The organism is Corynebacterium sp. BD556 (assembly GCF_038452275.1).
Taxonomy (GTDB): Bacteria; Actinomycetota; Actinomycetes; order Mycobacteriales; family Mycobacteriaceae; genus Corynebacterium; species Corynebacterium mayonis.
This window is the reverse complement of the sequence record NZ_CP141643.1, coordinates 2,124,977-2,141,542: the sequence shown is the minus strand read 5'-3', so window position 1 is coordinate 2,141,542 and position 16,566 is coordinate 2,124,977. Positions and strand designations below refer to the sequence as shown.

The following is a 16,566-nucleotide window of genomic DNA, read 5'->3' as shown; positions in this document are numbered from 1 at the left end:
CTACAGAGGTTAGTGGGTGGCTACCTCACGGCGTGGCGGTGCCAGGCGCCGAAATCGGCGGCGACGGTGGCGGCGAGCTCCCGGTAGGCGGCGCGGGTGGCGGGTGCGATGCGTTCCATGTCGATCACGCTTCCTTCGGCGAGGTGGCGATCGTAGGGGATGGAGCACACGGCTCGGGTGCGGGCACGGAAGTGCTCGGAGAGCTTGCCGACGTCGACGCTCGGCTGCCCCGGCACCAAGGCGGAGATGACAACAACGGAGTTGGTTGCCAGTTGGTCGTAGCCGTGCAGGTTGAGCCAATCCAGGGTGGCGGAAGCGGACTGCGCCCCGTCAAGCGCGGGTGAGGTGACTAAAACGAGGGCGTTGGCCAGGTCGAGCACGCCCGCCATCGCGGAGTGCATCAAACCTGTGCCGCAGTCGGTGAGGATCACGTTGTAGTGATGTTGCAGGATGTCCACGGCGCGCCGGTAGTCACTTTCGCTGAAAGCTTCGCTGATCGCTGGGTCGCGCTCGGAGCCGATGACTTCCAGCCGCGAGGTGGCTTGGTTGGTGAAGGAACGGATGTGTGGGTAGCGCGATGTGTCTGGTGCGACGAGCAGATCACGGATGGTTGCGGGGGCACCGGCGGCGGCGCGCTGCGCCAAGGTGCCCAAATCCGGGTTGGCGTCGATGGCGATGACGCGATCACCCCGGTTGTGGGCGAAGACGGCGCCGAGGGCAACGGTCGTGGTTGTTTTGCCCACCCCGCCTTTGAGCGACATCACGGCGATGCGGTAGTCGCCGCGCAGCGGCGCGCGGATTGCGGTGTCGAGTTCGTCTTCGCGCAGTTCGCTTTCCGACGCCCCCGGGTTTAACCTGCCCCGCGACGCGGAATGGACCAGCTTGCGCCACCCTTTGCGCGGCGCTGCTTTGACTGGCTTGATCAGTGCCGTCTGGTCAAGCCCCGGGTTGACCCCGAGGTGGATGCGCTCCCCTTGCACGTGCGTGGTCATGTTTTCCCCCTGTATTTCCCCGAGTTGTCCACGGCAGACGATTTGCAATCTATCTGAAGTGCCGCGTCGTTGCAGCCCGACAACCTCGGCAATTATAGCGCGAATCACATTGCTCTGAAAATAGTGAATCGCAACACGATACATTGCCCTACAATAGTTTCCAATGAACCGCCGCTAACCGATAAGGAGAAGTGTTTAATGGGCGCATTTGAGGAAAAGGCGTGGCTCCAGCACTACGCCCGCTGGACCCCACACGAAGTAGAACTCGGCAACGACACGTTGGTGGATGTATATGAGCGCAACCTGGCGCGCCATTCCAACCGCGTCGCCACCTGGTTTTTCCGCCAGACCATGACCTACGCCGACGTGAACGAGCAGGCCAACAAGCTCGCCGCCGGACTACAGGAGCTGGGGGTGAAAAAGGGTGACCGCGTCGCGGTGATGCTGCCGAACTGCCCGCAGCACGTCATCGCCTTCGTCGCAATCATGCGCCTGGGAGCCATCGTGGTGGAGCACAACCCGCTCTACACCGCCGCGGAGCTCACCCCACAGTTCCAGGACCACGGCGCGAAAGTAGCCATCGTGTGGGACAAGGCGGCAGAAACCGTCTCCACCATCCGCCGCGACGCTCCTTTGTCCACCATCATCTCGGTCAATATGATCGAGGCGATGCCGCTGCCTATGCGCTTGGCCCTGAAGGTTCCGGTTGGCCCGCTCAAAGAAATGCGCGATAAGCTTTCCGCTCCGACCACCACCACCCTGCCGTGGGAGTCGGCGCTCATCGACGACCAATTCGAGCCCTGCGAGGACATCACCCCGGACGACACGGTGCTCATCCTCTACACCTCCGGCACCACGGGCCCACCGAAAGGCGCGCAGCTAACCCACGCGAACCTCAACGCCGTTCTCAAAGCTGGCCTGTACTGGGTCAAGGACCTGGGCAAGGAGCGCGAGAAAATCCTGACGATCCTGCCGTTGTTCCACGTCTACGGCCTCGCCTTGAACTTCGGCCTCGCTCTCGGCATCGGCGCGGAGATGATCTTGGTGCCGGCGCCGGAGCCGAAGCTGATCGCCATGGCGCTGAAGAACAACCCACCGACCTTCCTCCCAGGCGTGCCCACGCTCTACGAGAAGATCGCGGAGGGGGCGCTGGCAAATGGCAAGCGCTACCCGTCCATCCGCAACTCCTTCTCGGGCGCGTCGACGCTGCCGAAGTCCACGATTGAGAAGTGGGAGTCCATCACCGGCGGCGTGCTCGTGGAGGGCTACGGCCTGACCGAGACTTCCCCAATCCTTACGGCCAATCCGATGGATGGCAACCACCGCCCCGGCTACATCGGTCTGCCCTTCCCAAATACCGAAATCCGCATCGCCAACCCCGACAACTTGGATGAGACGATGCCCGACGGCGAGCCCGGCGAGCTGCTGGCCCGCGGCCCGCAGGTGTTTAAGGGATACCTGAACAAGCCGGAAGCCACCGAGGACGCTTTCCACGACGGCTGGTTCCGCACCGGCGACATGGGCATCATGGAGCCCGACGGCTACATTCGTTTGGTTTCCCGCATCAAGGAAATGATCATCACCGGCGGCTTTAACGTCTATCCTGACGAGGTGGAACAGGTGATCAAGGAACACCCGGACATCGAGGACGCGGCCGTTGTTGGCAGGCCCCGCTCCGACGGCTCCGAGGATGTCGTCGCCTGCGTGACGCTGCGCGAGGGTGCGGTCATTGAGTCGGACGCGCTGCGCTCCTTTGCCCGTGAGCGCCTCACCGCCTACAAGGTGCCGCGCACGTTCTACCACTTCGAGGAACTGGCCCGCGACATGACGGGCAAGATTCGCCGCCGTGAAGTCCAGCAGGCCTTGATCGACCTGTTGGAAAAGGGCGACGACGCGGAGGTCGGTGACGCCGAGTAAAGCGAGGAACTAGCGCACCAACGCCTCGGTGAGCGCCGCGTACGTTGCGGCGCTATAGCCAACAAAGCGCACCCGCTCCACTGCGGAGTCCGGGTGCGCTTTCGCGTATGCGCGCACTGCATCAACGGCGATGCGGGCCGCATCTGGGATTGGCCAGCCATACGCCCCGGCAGACACCAGAGGAAACGCGATGGTTTTCGCGCCGAGTCCGTCGGCGACTTCCAAGCTGCGGATGTAGCAAGACTCCAGCAGGGCCGATGTGTCCCTCGATGTCGACCAGACAGGGCCGACGGTGTGGACTACCCAGCGCGCCGCCAAGTCGCCTGCGGTCGTGGCCGTGGCTTCGCCTGTAGGCAAACCCTCGGGCCATTGGCTTTGCCGCACTTTTTCGCACTCTCGCACAATTTCGGGCCCACCGGCGCGGTGGATCGCCCCGTCGACTCCCCCGCCACCGAGCAGGGTGCGGTTGGCGGCGTTGACCACCACGTCGACTTCTTGGGCGGTGATATCGCCTGAAACAACCTCACACTTCATATTTGCCAGGCTAGACGGTCCGCCCCGAAAAATTATTTCGTATACTAAACCAAATGTTTAGGCGCTATTAAGCGATTGGTTGAAAGGGGCTCAACGCGCATGGCAGCGAACGAGGACAAGACATGGCTGCGCCACTACGCCGAGTGGACCAACCCGGAGCCCGATCTGGGCGATGAAACGCTGGTGTCGCGTTTTAACCACTGCGCTGCGGCCGCACCGCGGGCGAAGGCAACTTGGTTTATGGGCGCGGAGCTTACCTACGGGGAACTCGCCGACCAGGTGTACCGGGTTGCGAACTCCCTGGCGGGCCTTGGTGTGAGCGCCGGTGACCGTGTCGCCATCGCGTTGCCGAATTGCCCGCAGCACGTCGTTTCCATTTTGGCGATCCATCATCTCGGGGCCACTGTCGTGGAGCATAACCCGCTCTACACTGCTTACGAGCTGCGCGATCAGTTCCTTGACCACGGGGCGAAGGTGGCCATCGTGTGGGATAAGGCAGGCGCGGTCTACGAGGAGCTGGTGCGCACGACCTCGTTGGCTACCGTGGTCAGTGTCAACATGATTGAGGCGATGCCGCTGCCGCTGCGCCTGGCGCTCAAGGTGCCCCTGGGAGCTTTGAAAAAGAAGCGTGATGAGCTGACCGCTGCGGCGCCGGGCACCATTGCTTTTTCCCAACTTCTGGAGGGCGCAAACACTCCCTGTGAGAGCACTGTGACGCAGGAGGATGTCGCGTTTATCCTCTACACTTCCGGCACCACCGGCGCGCCGAAGGGTGCGCCGCTGACCCACGGCAACTTGAACTCCAACTTGGTCGCGGGCCTGGAGTGGTTGAAAGGGTGGGGTGATGAAGATGAGCGCATCTTGGCGGTGCTGCCGTTGTTCCACGTCTACGGCCTGCTGCTGAACTTTTCGTTGGCGCTTACCGATGCCGCCCAGATCATCCTCGTGCCGGCGCCGAAGCCGGAGCTGATCAACTCCGCGATTGAAAAAACGAAGCCGACCATGCTGCCGGGGGTGCCCACGCTCTACGAGCGCATCGCTTCTTGGGCGCTGGACAACGGCAAGGATGTTTCCTCGATCCGCAACGCTTTTTCGGGAGCGGCCACCTTGCCCACCGCCACTGTTGAGTTGTGGGAACAAGCTACCGGCGGCCGCTTGGTTGAGGGCTACGGTTTGACGGAGACTTCACCGATTCTCACCGCCAACCCGATGGACGGCAACCACCGCCCCGGCTATATCGGGGTTCCCTTCCCGATGACGGATATCCGCATTGCCAACCCGGACGATCCTGCCGAAACGATGCCGGATGGGGAGCCGGGTGAGCTTTTGGCCCGCGGCCCGCAGGTTTTCGCTGGCTACTTAAATAACCCGGAGGCCAACGAAAACGCTTTCTACGAGGGGTGGTTTCGCACCGGCGATATGGCCATCATGGAGGCCGACGGTTTCATCCGTCTCGTGGCTCGCATTAAGGAAATGATCATTACCGGCGGCTTTAATGTTTACCCGGACGAGGTGGAGCAGGTGATGAAGCAGCACCCCGACATCGCGGATATCGCAGTCGTTGGCAGGCCCCGCCCGGACGGCTCCGAAGATGTCGTCGCCTGCGTTTCGCTTGTCGACGGCGCCCCGCTCGAGCCCGAAGCGCTGCGCGAGTTCGCCCGGCAGCGCCTCACCGCTTACAAGGTGCCGCGCACTTTCTACCACTTCGAGGAGTTGGAGCGGGACCAGACGGGCAAGATTCGCCGGAAAGCGGTGCAAAAGATCCTGCTCGAGATGATTGACAACGGCACCGCGAAACACTAACACTAACACTAACACTGACGTGCTTATACTCGGGGCATGTCTGTCTCTGAGTCCCCGAAGCGCAACGCCCCCTGGTTGAAGTTCTACCCCGAGTGGACAGCGCACTCGCTCGAGTACGGCACGACAACTTTGGGGCAGATTTACGAAGACAACCTGGCCAAAAACGCACACAGGCCCGCCACGTGGTTTTTCGGTCGCACCCAAACTTACGCGGAGCTCGACCGGGAGGTGCGCCACGCGGCGGCCGGCTTGAAAGCCTTCGGCGTGCGCCCTGGGGACAGGGTGGCCATCATGCTGCCGAACTGCCCGCAGCACGTCGCCGCTTTCATGGCGGTGCAGCTTCTCGGCGCCGTGGTTGTGGAGCACAACCCGCTGTACACCGCCGCCGAGTTGGCCCCCCAGTTTCAAGATCACGGCGCCCGCATCGCGATCGTGTGGGACAAGGTGGCCGACACCTTGGAGAAGTTGCGCCCGGACACCAAATTGGAAACGGTGGTCAGCGTCGACATGACTAAGGCCATGCCGCGATTGAAGCAGGCCGCGCTGCGTATCCCCCTCAAGCAGATCCGTGAGGCGCGCAGCAAGCTCACTGGCCCTTCGACCCACACTGTGCCTTGGGAAGTCCTCACCGGGTTGGCCATTGGCGGCGCGGGCGCGGATTTGACCTTGCCGGAAGAAACCACCCCCGACGACCCGGCACTCATTCTCTACACCTCGGGCACGACGGGTCGGCCCAAGGGGGCGGTGCTCACCCACAAAAACCTCCACGCCAACGCCTGGCAGGGTGTGGCTTGGGTGAAGGAACTGCAGGAGCCGGGCCAGCGTATGTTGGCTACTTTGCCGTTTTTCCACGCCTATGGCCTGACCTTCTCCTTGACTCTGACGTTCCTTATCGGCAGTGAGGTCGTGTTGCTGCCTGCCCCGGAGATGAGCTTGGTCATCGACGCGCTGAAAAAGCACACGCCCTCTTTTGTTCCGGGTGTGCCTACCCTGTTCGAACGCATCATCAAAGAGGCCAATGATCAGGGGGTCAGCCTGTCCAAGGTGGGCATCGGCTTTTCCGGTGCGTCCTCACTTCCGGTGGAAGTCATTGAGAAGTGGGAGTCCGTTACCGGCGGACGTTTGGTGGAGGGCTACGGTTTGACTGAAACTTCCCCGATTTTGGTGGGTAACCCGCAAAGCGCTAACCGTCGCCCCGGCTATATCGGTATCCCCTTCCCCGACACCGAGATCCGCATTGTCGACCCCGAAAACCTGGATGTGGAGATGCCCCTCGGTGAACCCGGTGAGCTTTTGGCTCGCGGCCCGCAGGTTTTCTCCGGCTACTTCAACAACCCGGAGGCCACCGAGAAGGCTTTTCACGACGGCTGGTTCCGCACCGGTGACATGGGCTTTATGGACGACGATGGCTTCATCAAACTTGTCTCGCGGCTCAAAGAGTTGATCATCACTGGTGGTTTCAACGTCTATCCGCAGGAGGTCGAGGATGTGATTCGCCAGCACCCGGATGTTGTCGATGTTGCGGTGGTTGGTCGTCCGCGCTCCGACGGCTCCGAGGACGTCGTCGCTTGTGTGACGCTGCGCGAGGGTGCCCCGCTCGAACCGGAGGGTTTGAAGGATTTTGCCCGCCAGCGGCTTACCCGCTACAAGGTGCCGCGCACCTTCTACCACTTTGAAGAGCTCGCCCGCGACCAACTGGGAAAGATCCGCCGCCGCGAGGTCCAGGCGGACCTTTTGGAGCGCCTGGAAAGCTAGTCGATGCTCACGCCCACCCACACAGGTTCGGGCGTGAGCTTTACGCCGAATCGCTTGTCGACGCCGCCGCGAACCTCCCTGGCCAACTCCACAATGTCCGCCGCGGTGGCGTTTCCTCTGTTCGTCAGCGCCAGGGTGTGTTTGGTGCTCAGCCGCGCTGGGGCATCCACCCCGGGGTAGCCGCGGGGAAACCCGGCGCGTTCGATCAGCCAGGCGGCGGAGAGTTTCTCCCGCCCATCGGGTTGCACAAAACGCGGCATGGGCCCTTCCCCGACTTCGTCCTCGATGGCCTGGGCACGTGTGGTGTCGACAACGGGGTTAGTAAAAAAGGAACCGGCGGACCAGGTGTCGTAGTCAGCCTCATCAAGCACCATCCCCTTCGACCGGCGCGTTCGCATGATGTCGGCGCGGGCCTCAGCCAGCGGCAGGCGCTTTCCCCCGAGGTGACGCAGCGGGCGCGACATCTGCGCAGATTCCAGCTTCATCTCCAGCTCAAGGACCACCGCGCGGTTGGTGTACTTCAGGTTGGAGTAGCGATACGCCAGGTCTAAAGACTTGGCTGCCACCCACTCATCGGTCCCGGTCTCCCGGTTCCACAAACGAACGCGGGTAAGCACATCGGAAACCTCAGCACCGTAAGCACCGACGTTTTGCACCGGAGTGGCACCGGCCGAACCAGGAATGCCGGAAAGGCACTCAATGCCACCCAAGTTGCGCTCAACCGCGAAGGCCACCACCTCGTCCCACACGGTGCCGGCGCCGATGCGCAACGTGTGGGCGTCGACAAGCTCGATGCCCTCGTTAGCCACAATGACCGCCGTCAGCTCCAGCGGGCCGTCGGCAATGAGCAGGTTAGAACCCCCACCGACGACGAGCAGCGGCTCACCAGCCTCATCGAGGCGGGAAACAGTCGCGGCAATCTCCTCAGGGGTCGTGGCGGAGACTGCGGCGCGCGGACGACCACCCACACGCAGTGTCGTAAGTTGGGCAAAAGATGTGTCACTCACCCCAACAACGGTAGTCTGGTGCGCATGACTGCACATAGCGAAACTACTGTCACCATCAACCAGCCTGCGACGAAAGTCCACCAGGCGCTGACCACCAAGGAATACTGGGAATACATCGCCCAAAACCTCTCCCCGGAACCGGGCCAGCTCAACGAGTTCGCCGATAACACCGCCACCCTCTTTGAGGTTCTGCCGAAGTCCATCCTGCCGGAGGCAGCCCAAGCCATGATCTCCCAGGACCTCAAACTCAAACGTGTGGTTAAAGTCGGCGCCCTCGACGGCGACAAAGCCGAACTAAGCTACACCGGCGACGTCAAGGGCACCCCCGTTGACTTCACCGGCACCATCAACCTGTCCGGCGCGGGCGAGACCACCACCTTGGCCTACGACAATGAAGCGAAGGTAAACATCCCCTTCATGGGCGCCGCCTTGGAGCCGAAGGTCGCCGAAGCGCTCGAGGAGATCTTCACCAACGAGGCCAAGCTCACCGAGCAGTGGATCGCCGAGAATCTGTAGAAGGCGCCCTGGCACATGAAAACCGCCTGGAAAGTCATCGTCGGCGTCCTCGCCGTGGTGTTAGTACTGCTTTTAGCTGCCGAGTTCGGTCTGCGCGCCTACATGTCCGAACAGATCCGCGCCGACGCCGCAGTGGAAGGCACAGAAGTCTCCTTCGGCTCCCAACCCCTGACCCTGGGCCTGGCGCGAGGAGTGGTGCCGCATATGAGCATGACCTCACCGTCAACGCTGGAAATCGTTGGCGACACCGCCACCGGCCAACCGGCCTCCTCAGTCGAGGTGGACAACATGAGGGTAAATAAGGACAACCAGGTGGCCGAGCGCCTCAGCATGACCAGCGTACTTCCCGAGGACTACGTGCGCATCATCCTGCAACAGCAGCTCAGCGAAGCTCTGCAAACTAACGCATCCTTCCTCGACTCGTTCATCAATGTGACGGGAGTAAGCGCCAACCCGGATAACAACACGCTCGATATCACCTTCAGCGGCGGCGCCGCAGGTCTGGAGCTGCGCCCCGTCATGGAGGGCGAGAAACTTAAGTTCACTGCCGAATCGACCGAGTTATTCGGCTTTACCCTGCCCGACTTTGTCACCGCCACAATCACCGATGCGCTGGGGCAGGGAGTGCACAACGCTGTCGGTGGTCCGCTGAGGTTAAGCGACTTCGCCGTTGTCGACGGAGGGATGCGCGTCACGCTTTCGGGCGAAAACGTGAACCTGCGCGAACTGCAGAGCCTGGCGTCCCCCCTTTAAACAAACACGCGGTCCGCGCCCGCCTCCAAGGCCTCGACGACACCGTCGAGGCCTTCTTCCATGCCGTAAACACTCACCGGCAGCGGGCTGTTCGGCACCGGGTCACCGGCCTGCACCGCGATGAGGTCCGCGCCCGCCATCGCGGCGGCTTGCGCGGCCGAAGGCGTGCGCGCGATCACCCCGAAGCACGTCGGGCCGGGCACAGCCTGCTGAACCGCGATGACATCAGCGAGGATGGTGTTGAGGTCCGCGTGATCATCGACACTGAGCCACACTTCACTAGCCCCGCTTTCCTTCGCCAGTCGCGCCTCCGCCGCCTTGATCACGCTGTGATGGCGTCCCGTCGGCCACCCCACCACACAAATAACTCTCAGACCCGCTGAGCGCGCCTGGGCCACGTGGGTCGGCTCAACCACCACACCGGCATCAGCCTGAAGTGCAAACGAAGGCTGACCGCCCAAGCAGGTTTTCCCCATCCGGGCAGCCAACCATTCAAGGTCATCCATCGGCTACCAGCCGTAGTTGCCGCGCACAATCCCATCGAGCTGGGGGCGCACATCGAAGTAGTAAATCCCCACAGCCACCGCACCGACCCAAGAAAGGAAAGGCATCTGCAGCAAAGCCACCACGCTTGAGCCAGCGAGAATAGCCACCCACGTCCACTTGCTTTGGCGATCACCTGCGGTAAAAGCATCCTCGCGCGTAGTGGCCGCGAAGAAGATCGCCACCACACCCGCAATCCCCACCACAAGAAACAGCACGTTGCGCAGGTAAGTGGGGGCGAGCATGAGCGAATTGAGCAGCTCAGTGTCAGTCAACAGCACAAAAAATCCTTACTTGTCATCCTCAACGACTTCAGCGTCGATGATGTTGTCCGCAATGTTGTCCGCAATGTTGTCTGCGGCACTATTTCCGGTCTTGTCAAACTGCTCCGCAACCTTGTTGATCAAACCGTCCAAGCGGGCGCGCAGATCTTTAACTGCACCTTCCGCATCGATATCCGACTCCTCAGCACGGTTGCGCACACTGGCCACCGCCTGATTGAAAGTCTCGCGGACCCCACTGAGCGCATCGGAGAAAGCATCCTTGGCGTCCTCGGTCTGTTCCGACTTGAGGGTGGCGTCTCCGGCGCGGGAAAGGGAGCCGGTCAGGTCACGCAAGATCACCTCGGCGTCCGCGGCGAAAGCGTGCGCGGCAGCACTGAAGTCCTTATCGTTGTCTGCGGAGTTGAAGGACTCGCGGGCATGCTCAATCGCCGCCTTAAGCTGCTTGGTGAAAGAATCGTTGGCATCGGTAACATCCCCCATCGCGTGCGCGCCTGGCGTTGCCGTGGACTGCCGGTCTTCGCGGAACTTCTCCGCGAAGTGGCTGGCTACGTTGCCGAGGGCCGAACCCGCCATGAGCCACGCCTCACCAGCACCTTTCAAAGTGTCCATCAGTGAGCCGTTGTCTTTCGCTGTGTTCTCTGAAGTCATGGCCATCCTTGAAGAATCAAAAGAAAAGTAACTGAGACACAGCATAGATACTAAATCCGGCCAAAGCACCGACGAGCGTGCCGTTGAGACGGATGAATTGCAGATCCTTGCCCACCATCAGCTCGATCTTGTCGCTGGCCTCCGCTCCATCCCACCGCTGGATCGTCTCCGAGATAATGCCCACGATCTCCCCCGCGCCGTTTTCGGCAACGAAATAGGTTAACTTCTGCAAGTTACGCTCCGCAGCCGCGCGGACCTGCGGATCATCAACAAGTTTCGTACCCCACTCCAGACCCAGCGAAGTGAATTTGCGGCGCAGCGGCGAATCCGGATCTTCCGCCGCACTAACCAATGCGCTGGAAATCTGCTCCCACAGCCCGCGCGTCATCGAACCCACCGCTTGAGAGCCCAACACATCCTGCTTCATCGACTCCACACGTTTGATCATCACCTCGTCGTGCTGCAAGTCGTGGGCAAACTGGGCGATCTGGCGGCGGATAGCGCGGCGCGCCTCATGTTCAGGGTCGGCGTCCACCTCCGCCATGAAATCGACCAACTCCCGGTAGACACGCTCACCCACCAGTTCCTTAGCAAAACGCGGCGCCCACTTCGGCATCCGTTCGTCGATCATGGTGACGACGGTGTCCTCCATGCCGAGAACTTTAAGGCGCGCCCACGCCACTGTGTCGTCGACAAGCGGCTGAACCTTGCCGTCCTCAATGAGCCCCTCAAGCAGCTTGCCCAACGGCGGGCCCCACAATGGCTCCGCCGCACGATTGACCAGCTGCGCGCGGATAAACTCCTCCGCCTCCACAGAATCGATGCTCTCCACCGCACTGCGGATCATGTTGCCGGCGCGCTGCGAAAGCATCTCCGCGTTACCCGGCTGCATCAGCCAGATGCCCGCGCGGCGCGGCACATCTGCCTGCGCCACCTTCTGAGTGATCGTTTCCGCATTAAGAAAATTCTCACTGACAAAATCACTCAACGACCCCGCCACCTGATCCTTCTTGCGCGGAATGATCGCAGTGTGCGGAATCGGCAACCTCAGAGGGCGACGAAACAGTGCTGTGACAGCGAACCAGTCCGCCAAACCGCCGACCATGCCCGCCTCCGCCGCCGCCCGCACATAGCCCACCCAGGCAGCTGCCTCACGGTTTGCTTGCCACCAGGAACACGACAGAAAAGTCACCGCCATCAGCCCTAACAAGCTGAGCGCCAAAGCCTTGTATCGACGCAGCGTGACTCGACGAGCTTCGTCGTTTTCGATGCCAGAAAAAGACATGACATTGATTAAAGCAGAGAAAAAGAAAAACTCCCCGCCCCTCAAACCGGGACGGGAAGCCTTCTTCAGGTGACTCGCCTGATTAGTTCACGCGGCCAGTGCGCGAACGGTACTCCTTGTAGCCGCGGCGCGACTTCGCAATCAGGACGAAGCCGAGCAGCAACGTAACCGCAACCTCAGCGAGGCCGAGAATGAGCAGGCGGTTGCCCAAGTTCACCTGTGTGCCGGCGCCCCAAATGTTGGCTGCTGCTCCCCAGACCGCAAGCCCAATGCCGAACAGGGCCGCGAGAATGAAGCCCATGCCGAACCACAGCGTGCGGGTGGACAAAGAAGAATGGGGCGCGCCCAAAGAAACCGGGTCATAGCCTTCGATGTAGGCATCTTCAATGCGTGCCTCGTAGTCGGGGAAAGACTCAGCGCGGATGTCCGCGACGGAATCGTGGGTGTCAGCCATGTCGCTCGTTTCCTTCAAGTTTGGCTCGATGAGGGGGTTGTGAAATCGGTCGAAGCCGTCTGGCTGCCAGTATACGGCACCCAGATGCCTCCATTAATCGTCGCCGCCGCGGAAGGCAGCGCGTGCGCGTTCAGCATTGATCGCGCCGACAGCGTCGAGCGGGATACCCGCCGGGCACACGTCCGCACACTCGCCGTAGAGGGAGCAGTGGCCGAAGTTGGTCTCCAGCTCGTCGATCATTTGGCGGGCGCGCTTGCCGCGCTCCTGCTTGCCCAGCGGAAGAAGCTTCAGGTGCTTCAGCTTCGCGCCGGTAAACAGGTGAGCCGCGCCGTTCGGGCAGGCGGCGACACAGGCGCCGCACCCGATGCAAGCGGCGTAGTCGAGCGCCAGTTCGGCGTCGTGGTGGTTGACGTGGAGGGTGTCAGCGTCCGGGGCCGTGCCAGCATGGACGGAGATGTAGCCACCCTGCTGCATCACACGGTCCAAAGCGGAGCGGTCAACAGCGAGGTCTTTGATAACCGGGAACGCTCCGGAGCGGAACGGCTCGATCTTTAACGTGTCGCCGTCTTTGTAATTGTGCAGGCGCTGCAAACAGGCGGTGGTGTTTTGACCAGCACCGTGCGGGCGGCCGTTGACGGAAACACCACAGGTGCCACAAATACCTTCGCGGCAGTCGGAGGCGAAGGTGAAGGGTTCCTTGCCGTTTTCCACGTAGCGGTTGTTGACGTGGTCGAGAAGCTCCAGGATGGACATTTGCTCGACAGCGTCGTCCACCTCGACAGTCTCGTAGTTTCCTTCAGTATCGGGTCCGGCCTGACGCCAGATCTCAAGTGTCAGTTTCATTACTTGTAGTTCCTTGCCATCAGAGGGATCGAATCGAAGTACAGGGGTTCCGCGTGGCGGATGAACTCGCCCTCACCGGCGGGCTCCCACGCAGAGACGAAGCACCAGTTCTCGTCGTCACGCTCCGCCTCACCGTCGTCGGTGAGGTGGTCCATGCGGTAGTGGGCACCGCAAGACTCGTCACGGTCGAGAGCGTCGACGCACATCAACTCGCCCAAGTTGATGTAATCAACCAGGCGAATTGCTGCCTCGAGCGTCTGGTTCATGTCATTCGGGGTGCCAGGAATGGAAATGTTGGTCCAGAAATCCTCACGCAGCGCGCGAATCTTGCGGATACCCTCCTGGAGGCCTTCCACCGTGCGAGACACACCGCAGTACTCGTAGAGGATGTCACCGAGCTGCTCGTGGAAGTATTCCGGGCCGTGCGGCTCGGGGCCACGAACGCTCATGAGGCGCTCGATCATGTCCTTGGTGCGCTCAACAGCCTCAACAGCCTCCGGGGAGTCCGTCGCGGGCGCATCGACACCGAGATGGTTGGCCAGGTAATTCGGAATGGTAAATGGGAGGGTAAACCAGCCGTCGACAGATGCCGACAACAGCGAGTTCGCGCCGAGGCGGTTGGCGCCGTGGTAGGTCCAGGAGCACTCGCCGGCGGCGAACAGGCCGTCAATGGAGGTCATCTCGTTGAAATCGGTCCACAAACCACCCATGGTGAAGTGAACAGTCGGCGCAATGCGCATCGGGGCCTTGTACGGATCCTCGCCCGTGGAGTCCTCGTACATCTCAAACAGGTTCGAGTAGCGTTCGCGGATCGTCCCCTCACCGAGGCGCTCAATGGCGTCGGAGAAGTCCAGGTACGCAGAGTTGCGCAGCGGGCCGACACCGTAGCCATCGTTGAGCTGTTGGGAAATCGCGCGGGAGGCGACGTCGCGGGGCACCAAGTTACCGAAGGCAGGGTAGCGACGCTCCAGGAAGTAGTCGCGCTCATCTTCCGGGATGGAGTTCGGGTCGCGGTCGTCTTCTTTCTTCTTCGGGGTCCAAATGCGGCCGTCGTTACGCAGCGACTCCGACATCAGCGTCGTCTTCGCCTGCCACTTAGCATTGACCGGCAGACCCGTCGGGTGGAACTGGATAAAGCATGGCGAGGCTAAGTAAGCACCTCGCTCATAGGCGCGCATCATGGCGGAGGCATTGGAGTTCTTCGCCAAGGTCGTCTTGTGGTAGACGTTGCCGTAGCCGCCGGTGGCCAAGATAACGGCGTGGCCGGTAAATGGGGTGATCTCACCCGTGATGAGGTTACGGGTCACGATGCCCTTGCAGTGCTTCGAGCCCTCCTGCTCCGTGATGATCAGATCCATCAGGTCGTGGTGGGTAAAGATCTCCACGTTGCCCAAGTGAATCTGGCGCTGGAGCGCAGAAGCCGTGGAAAGCTGGAGCTGCTGACCCGTTTGGCCACGGGTGTAGTAAGTGCGCGAGACTTGGACGCCACCGAAGGAGCGGGTGGCGAGGGTGCCGCCGTACTCGCGGGCGAACGGGGCGCCGATGGCGTTCATGTGGTCGATCACGCGGACCGACTCGATAGCTAGGCGCCAGCAGTCGGACTCACGGCAGCGGTAGTCGCCGCCCTTGACGGTGTCTTTGACGTGGCGGTAAGCACCGTCGTTGTCGACCTTCTTGCCGCGGGCGGAGTTCACACCACCCTGCGCGGCGATGGAGTGCGCGCGACGCGGGGCGTCGTGATAGGTAAATGCTTTGACGTTGTAGCCGAGCTCACCGAGGGCGGCTGCAGCAGCGCCACCGGAAAGGCCGGTGCCGACGACAAGGACGGTGAACTTGCGACGGTTCAGCGGGGAGACCAAGTTCATGTGGTCTTTCTGGTACTCCCACATGTCCTTCATGCGGACTTCATCGCGGTTCGGCTCGGCGGCGTCAAGGATGTGGCCGGGGGTCACACCTTCAACGGCAGATGCCGGCTGACGGAATTCTTTAGTGGCGGCCGCGGATTTTGGTGTTGCGGCCGTGGTCGCCTCAGCGGTGCCGGCTGAAGAAGTGGTGCTGCCGGAGCCTTGAGCGTGGTGAGGGGTAGTCATGTGAATGTTCTCCTAATCAGCCTTTACCGAGTAAATCCTGGGACCCAGCCAAGCATGATCGCCAATGGCATGACGACGTTGCCAAGCACAACGATGGCCGGGAGGATGTAGGCCAGCACAACCATGATTGCGTGGCCGCGCTTGCCCAGCCAGCCCAGGTCGGATACCGCGAGGTAGATGCCGTGGGTCAGATGCAGAAGTAGGGCGAGGTTCGCGATGACGTAAATCAGGGCGACCCACCAGCGGCTCGGTGCGAAAGTGGCCAACATGTTGTCGCGCACCGCGCCGTGGACGAACTCGTTGCTGGCAACCACGTCGCCGATTGTCAGATCAAGAATGTGAAAGACAACGAACAAGAGCAGGATTATGCCGGTGATTAGCATTGAGCGGGTCGCTGTCGACTGCCAGCCACCCATCAGTCCGGTGCGCTTGAACTTGCCACGGGAGCGGGAGGAGCGCGAGTGCAAAGCGAAAGCACCCCACACGTGCGCCACCAGGGCAGCGAGGAGCACGATGCGGATGATCCACAGCAGTGCGCCGGCCGGGAACAGTGGCTCGCCCATGGTGCGCAAGAAGTGCGCGTATTCGTCGATGGGGGCGACGCCGTTGGCATGCAGCGGCATGAAGATCTTGAGGTTTCCGACCATGTGGCCGAGGACGAAAAGACCGAAAAGAAGGCCAGTGACGGCCATTACGAGTTTCAATGCCCACGTCGGGACGCTTGGCCGCTCGCGCAGCGGCTTTTCAGTGATTTTTCCGTGACGAATTGCGTCACGATCTGCATGTTGAACAGTCATGGCACCTCCAGTGTTGGTTCTCACTTTACGAAACGCGCCGGACGTTCACATATTCAACGCTGGCTTGCTACCCGCGCTCGCAGCCGCGGAAGGTTCGCTCGCTGCCGGGGGCGCGCGGCCCCTCGGGCAGCTCGTGTGTCACTCCCAGCACTTTCAATGTCCACTTTGTCACAATCGCCCATTTTGTGACCTTCATCACTGTCAAGCGCTACCTTAGTGGACACCCCCACCATTTCCCCCGAAGGGTGTCAATCTTTCGACTGTTAGTCAACCCTTAGTCCCAACTGGTTGTTGCAGGGGATAAGGCAAGAAAACCTCCGCCGTATTTTTCTCTACACTGGACAC

At 61.5% G+C, this 16,566-nt stretch carries 16 protein-coding genes; 5 read left to right on the top strand and 11 right to left on the bottom strand.

Annotated elements, in window-relative coordinates:
* Positions 1-20 precede the first annotated feature (20 nt).
* Positions 21-992: a MinD/ParA family ATP-binding protein gene (locus tag VLL26_RS10030; RefSeq protein WP_342318931.1), complete on the bottom strand. Its 972-nt coding sequence runs from the start codon at positions 990-992 to the stop codon at positions 21-23.
* 198 nt (positions 993-1,190) lie between these two features.
* On the opposite strand from VLL26_RS10030, the gene VLL26_RS10025 reads away from it, so the two are divergent.
* Positions 1,191-2,909, top strand: a complete 1,719-nt coding sequence (locus tag VLL26_RS10025) for a long-chain-fatty-acid--CoA ligase (RefSeq protein ID WP_342318930.1) — start codon at positions 1,191-1,193, stop codon at positions 2,907-2,909.
* A 9-nt stretch (positions 2,910-2,918) separates the two neighbouring features.
* Here the strand turns inward: VLL26_RS10025 and VLL26_RS10020 are convergent, their stop codons facing one another.
* A complete protein-coding gene (locus tag VLL26_RS10020) occupies positions 2,919-3,443 on the bottom strand; it encodes an O-acetyl-ADP-ribose deacetylase (protein WP_342318929.1) in 525 nt (174 codons plus the stop codon).
* Between the two features lie 99 nt (positions 3,444-3,542).
* On the opposite strand from VLL26_RS10020, the gene VLL26_RS10015 reads away from it, so the two are divergent.
* Together VLL26_RS10015 and VLL26_RS10010 are read left to right on the top strand one after the other, a co-directional pair.
* Entirely contained in the window at positions 3,543-5,246 is a 1,704-nt protein-coding gene (locus VLL26_RS10015) for a long-chain-fatty-acid--CoA ligase (RefSeq protein ID WP_342318928.1), read from the top strand.
* Between the two features lie 36 nt (positions 5,247-5,282).
* The gene (locus VLL26_RS10010) at positions 5,283-7,001 is read left to right on the top strand and encodes a long-chain-fatty-acid--CoA ligase (protein WP_342318927.1); all 1,719 of its coding nucleotides are present in this window, start codon (positions 5,283-5,285) and stop codon (positions 6,999-7,001) included.
* Here the strand turns inward: VLL26_RS10010 and VLL26_RS10005 are convergent.
* Entirely contained in the window at positions 6,998-8,044 is a 1,047-nt protein-coding gene (locus tag VLL26_RS10005; protein WP_342318926.1) for a UDP-N-acetylmuramate dehydrogenase, read from the bottom strand. The two genes, VLL26_RS10010 and VLL26_RS10005, sit on opposite strands and share 4 nt — an antisense overlap.
* Between VLL26_RS10005 and VLL26_RS10000 the strand changes: the two genes are divergently transcribed.
* Both VLL26_RS10000 and VLL26_RS09995 read left to right on the top strand, forming a co-directional pair.
* Positions 8,033-8,524, top strand: coding sequence for a DUF2505 domain-containing protein (locus VLL26_RS10000; protein ID WP_342318925.1), 492 nt, complete (start codon positions 8,033-8,035; stop codon positions 8,522-8,524). The genes VLL26_RS10005 and VLL26_RS10000 overlap by 12 nt on opposite strands.
* A 15-nt stretch (positions 8,525-8,539) precedes the next feature.
* On the top strand, positions 8,540-9,277 hold the full coding sequence (locus tag VLL26_RS09995; RefSeq protein WP_342318924.1) for an LmeA family phospholipid-binding protein: 738 nt from the start codon (positions 8,540-8,542) through the stop codon (positions 9,275-9,277).
* Here VLL26_RS09995 and VLL26_RS09990 read toward each other — a convergent pair.
* The 8 genes from VLL26_RS09990 to VLL26_RS09955 all read right to left on the bottom strand — a co-directional run bounded on the left by VLL26_RS09990 (position 9,274) and on the right by VLL26_RS09955 (position 16,221).
* On the bottom strand, positions 9,274-9,783 hold the full coding sequence (locus tag VLL26_RS09990) for a deoxyribose-phosphate aldolase (protein ID WP_342318923.1): 510 nt from the start codon (positions 9,781-9,783) through the stop codon (positions 9,274-9,276). The genes VLL26_RS09995 and VLL26_RS09990 overlap by 4 nt on opposite strands.
* Positions 9,784-9,786: 3 nt before the next feature.
* A complete protein-coding gene (locus VLL26_RS09985; RefSeq protein WP_342318922.1) occupies positions 9,787-10,095 on the bottom strand; it encodes a DUF2516 family protein in 309 nt (102 codons plus the stop codon).
* A 15-nt stretch (positions 10,096-10,110) separates the two neighbouring features.
* Positions 10,111-10,752 (bottom strand): CGLAU_01105 family protein, encoded by a 642-nt coding sequence (locus VLL26_RS09980; RefSeq protein ID WP_342318921.1) that lies wholly within the window; start codon positions 10,750-10,752, stop codon positions 10,111-10,113.
* A gap of 16 nt (positions 10,753-10,768) precedes the next feature.
* Positions 10,769-12,037, bottom strand: coding sequence for a DUF445 domain-containing protein (locus VLL26_RS09975; protein ID WP_342318920.1), 1,269 nt, complete (start codon positions 12,035-12,037; stop codon positions 10,769-10,771).
* Positions 12,038-12,119: 82 nt separating this feature from the next.
* Positions 12,120-12,491 (bottom strand): hypothetical protein, encoded by a 372-nt coding sequence (locus tag VLL26_RS09970; RefSeq protein ID WP_342318919.1) that lies wholly within the window; start codon positions 12,489-12,491, stop codon positions 12,120-12,122.
* A 93-nt stretch (positions 12,492-12,584) separates the two neighbouring features.
* A complete protein-coding gene (locus VLL26_RS09965) occupies positions 12,585-13,334 on the bottom strand; it encodes a succinate dehydrogenase/fumarate reductase iron-sulfur subunit (RefSeq protein ID WP_342318918.1) in 750 nt (249 codons plus the stop codon).
* Positions 13,334-15,424 carry a fumarate reductase/succinate dehydrogenase flavoprotein subunit gene (locus VLL26_RS09960; protein ID WP_342318917.1) on the bottom strand — a complete coding sequence of 697 codons (2,091 nt, stop codon included), beginning with the start codon at positions 15,422-15,424 and terminating at the stop codon, positions 13,334-13,336. The genes VLL26_RS09965 and VLL26_RS09960 overlap by 1 nt, the downstream gene beginning before the upstream one ends.
* 23 nt (positions 15,425-15,447) lie before the next feature.
* Positions 15,448-16,221 (bottom strand): succinate dehydrogenase cytochrome b subunit, encoded by a 774-nt coding sequence (locus VLL26_RS09955; protein ID WP_342318916.1) that lies wholly within the window; start codon positions 16,219-16,221, stop codon positions 15,448-15,450.
* Positions 16,222-16,566 lie beyond the last annotated feature (345 nt).

Bases quoted from the DNA above. Each gene is read 5' to 3' on its own strand.
- VLL26_RS10030 (WP_342318931.1), bottom strand. From the start codon at position 992: ATGACCACGCACGTGCAAGGGGAGCGCATCCACCTCGGGGTCAACCCG.
- VLL26_RS10025 (WP_342318930.1), top strand. From the start codon at position 1,191: ATGGGCGCATTTGAGGAAAAGGCGTGGCTCCAGCACTACGCCCGCTGG.
- VLL26_RS10020 (WP_342318929.1), bottom strand. From the start codon at position 3,443: ATGAAGTGTGAGGTTGTTTCAGGCGATATCACCGCCCAAGAAGTCGAC.
- VLL26_RS10015 (WP_342318928.1), top strand. From the start codon at position 3,543: ATGGCAGCGAACGAGGACAAGACATGGCTGCGCCACTACGCCGAGTGG.
- VLL26_RS10010 (WP_342318927.1), top strand. From the start codon at position 5,283: ATGTCTGTCTCTGAGTCCCCGAAGCGCAACGCCCCCTGGTTGAAGTTC.
- VLL26_RS10000 (WP_342318925.1), top strand. From the start codon at position 8,033: ATGACTGCACATAGCGAAACTACTGTCACCATCAACCAGCCTGCGACG.
- VLL26_RS10005 (WP_342318926.1), bottom strand. From the start codon at position 8,044: ATGTGCAGTCATGCGCACCAGACTACCGTTGTTGGGGTGAGTGACACA.
- VLL26_RS09995 (WP_342318924.1), top strand. From the start codon at position 8,540: ATGAAAACCGCCTGGAAAGTCATCGTCGGCGTCCTCGCCGTGGTGTTA.
- VLL26_RS09990 (WP_342318923.1), bottom strand. From the start codon at position 9,783: ATGGATGACCTTGAATGGTTGGCTGCCCGGATGGGGAAAACCTGCTTG.
- VLL26_RS09980 (WP_342318921.1), bottom strand. From the start codon at position 10,752: ATGACTTCAGAGAACACAGCGAAAGACAACGGCTCACTGATGGACACT.
- VLL26_RS09975 (WP_342318920.1), bottom strand. From the start codon at position 12,037: ATGTCTTTTTCTGGCATCGAAAACGACGAAGCTCGTCGAGTCACGCTG.
- VLL26_RS09970 (WP_342318919.1), bottom strand. From the start codon at position 12,491: ATGGCTGACACCCACGATTCCGTCGCGGACATCCGCGCTGAGTCTTTC.
- VLL26_RS09965 (WP_342318918.1), bottom strand. From the start codon at position 13,334: ATGAAACTGACACTTGAGATCTGGCGTCAGGCCGGACCCGATACTGAA.
- VLL26_RS09960 (WP_342318917.1), bottom strand. From the start codon at position 15,424: ATGACTACCCCTCACCACGCTCAAGGCTCCGGCAGCACCACTTCTTCA.
- VLL26_RS09955 (WP_342318916.1), bottom strand. From the start codon at position 16,221: ATGACTGTTCAACATGCAGATCGTGACGCAATTCGTCACGGAAAAATC.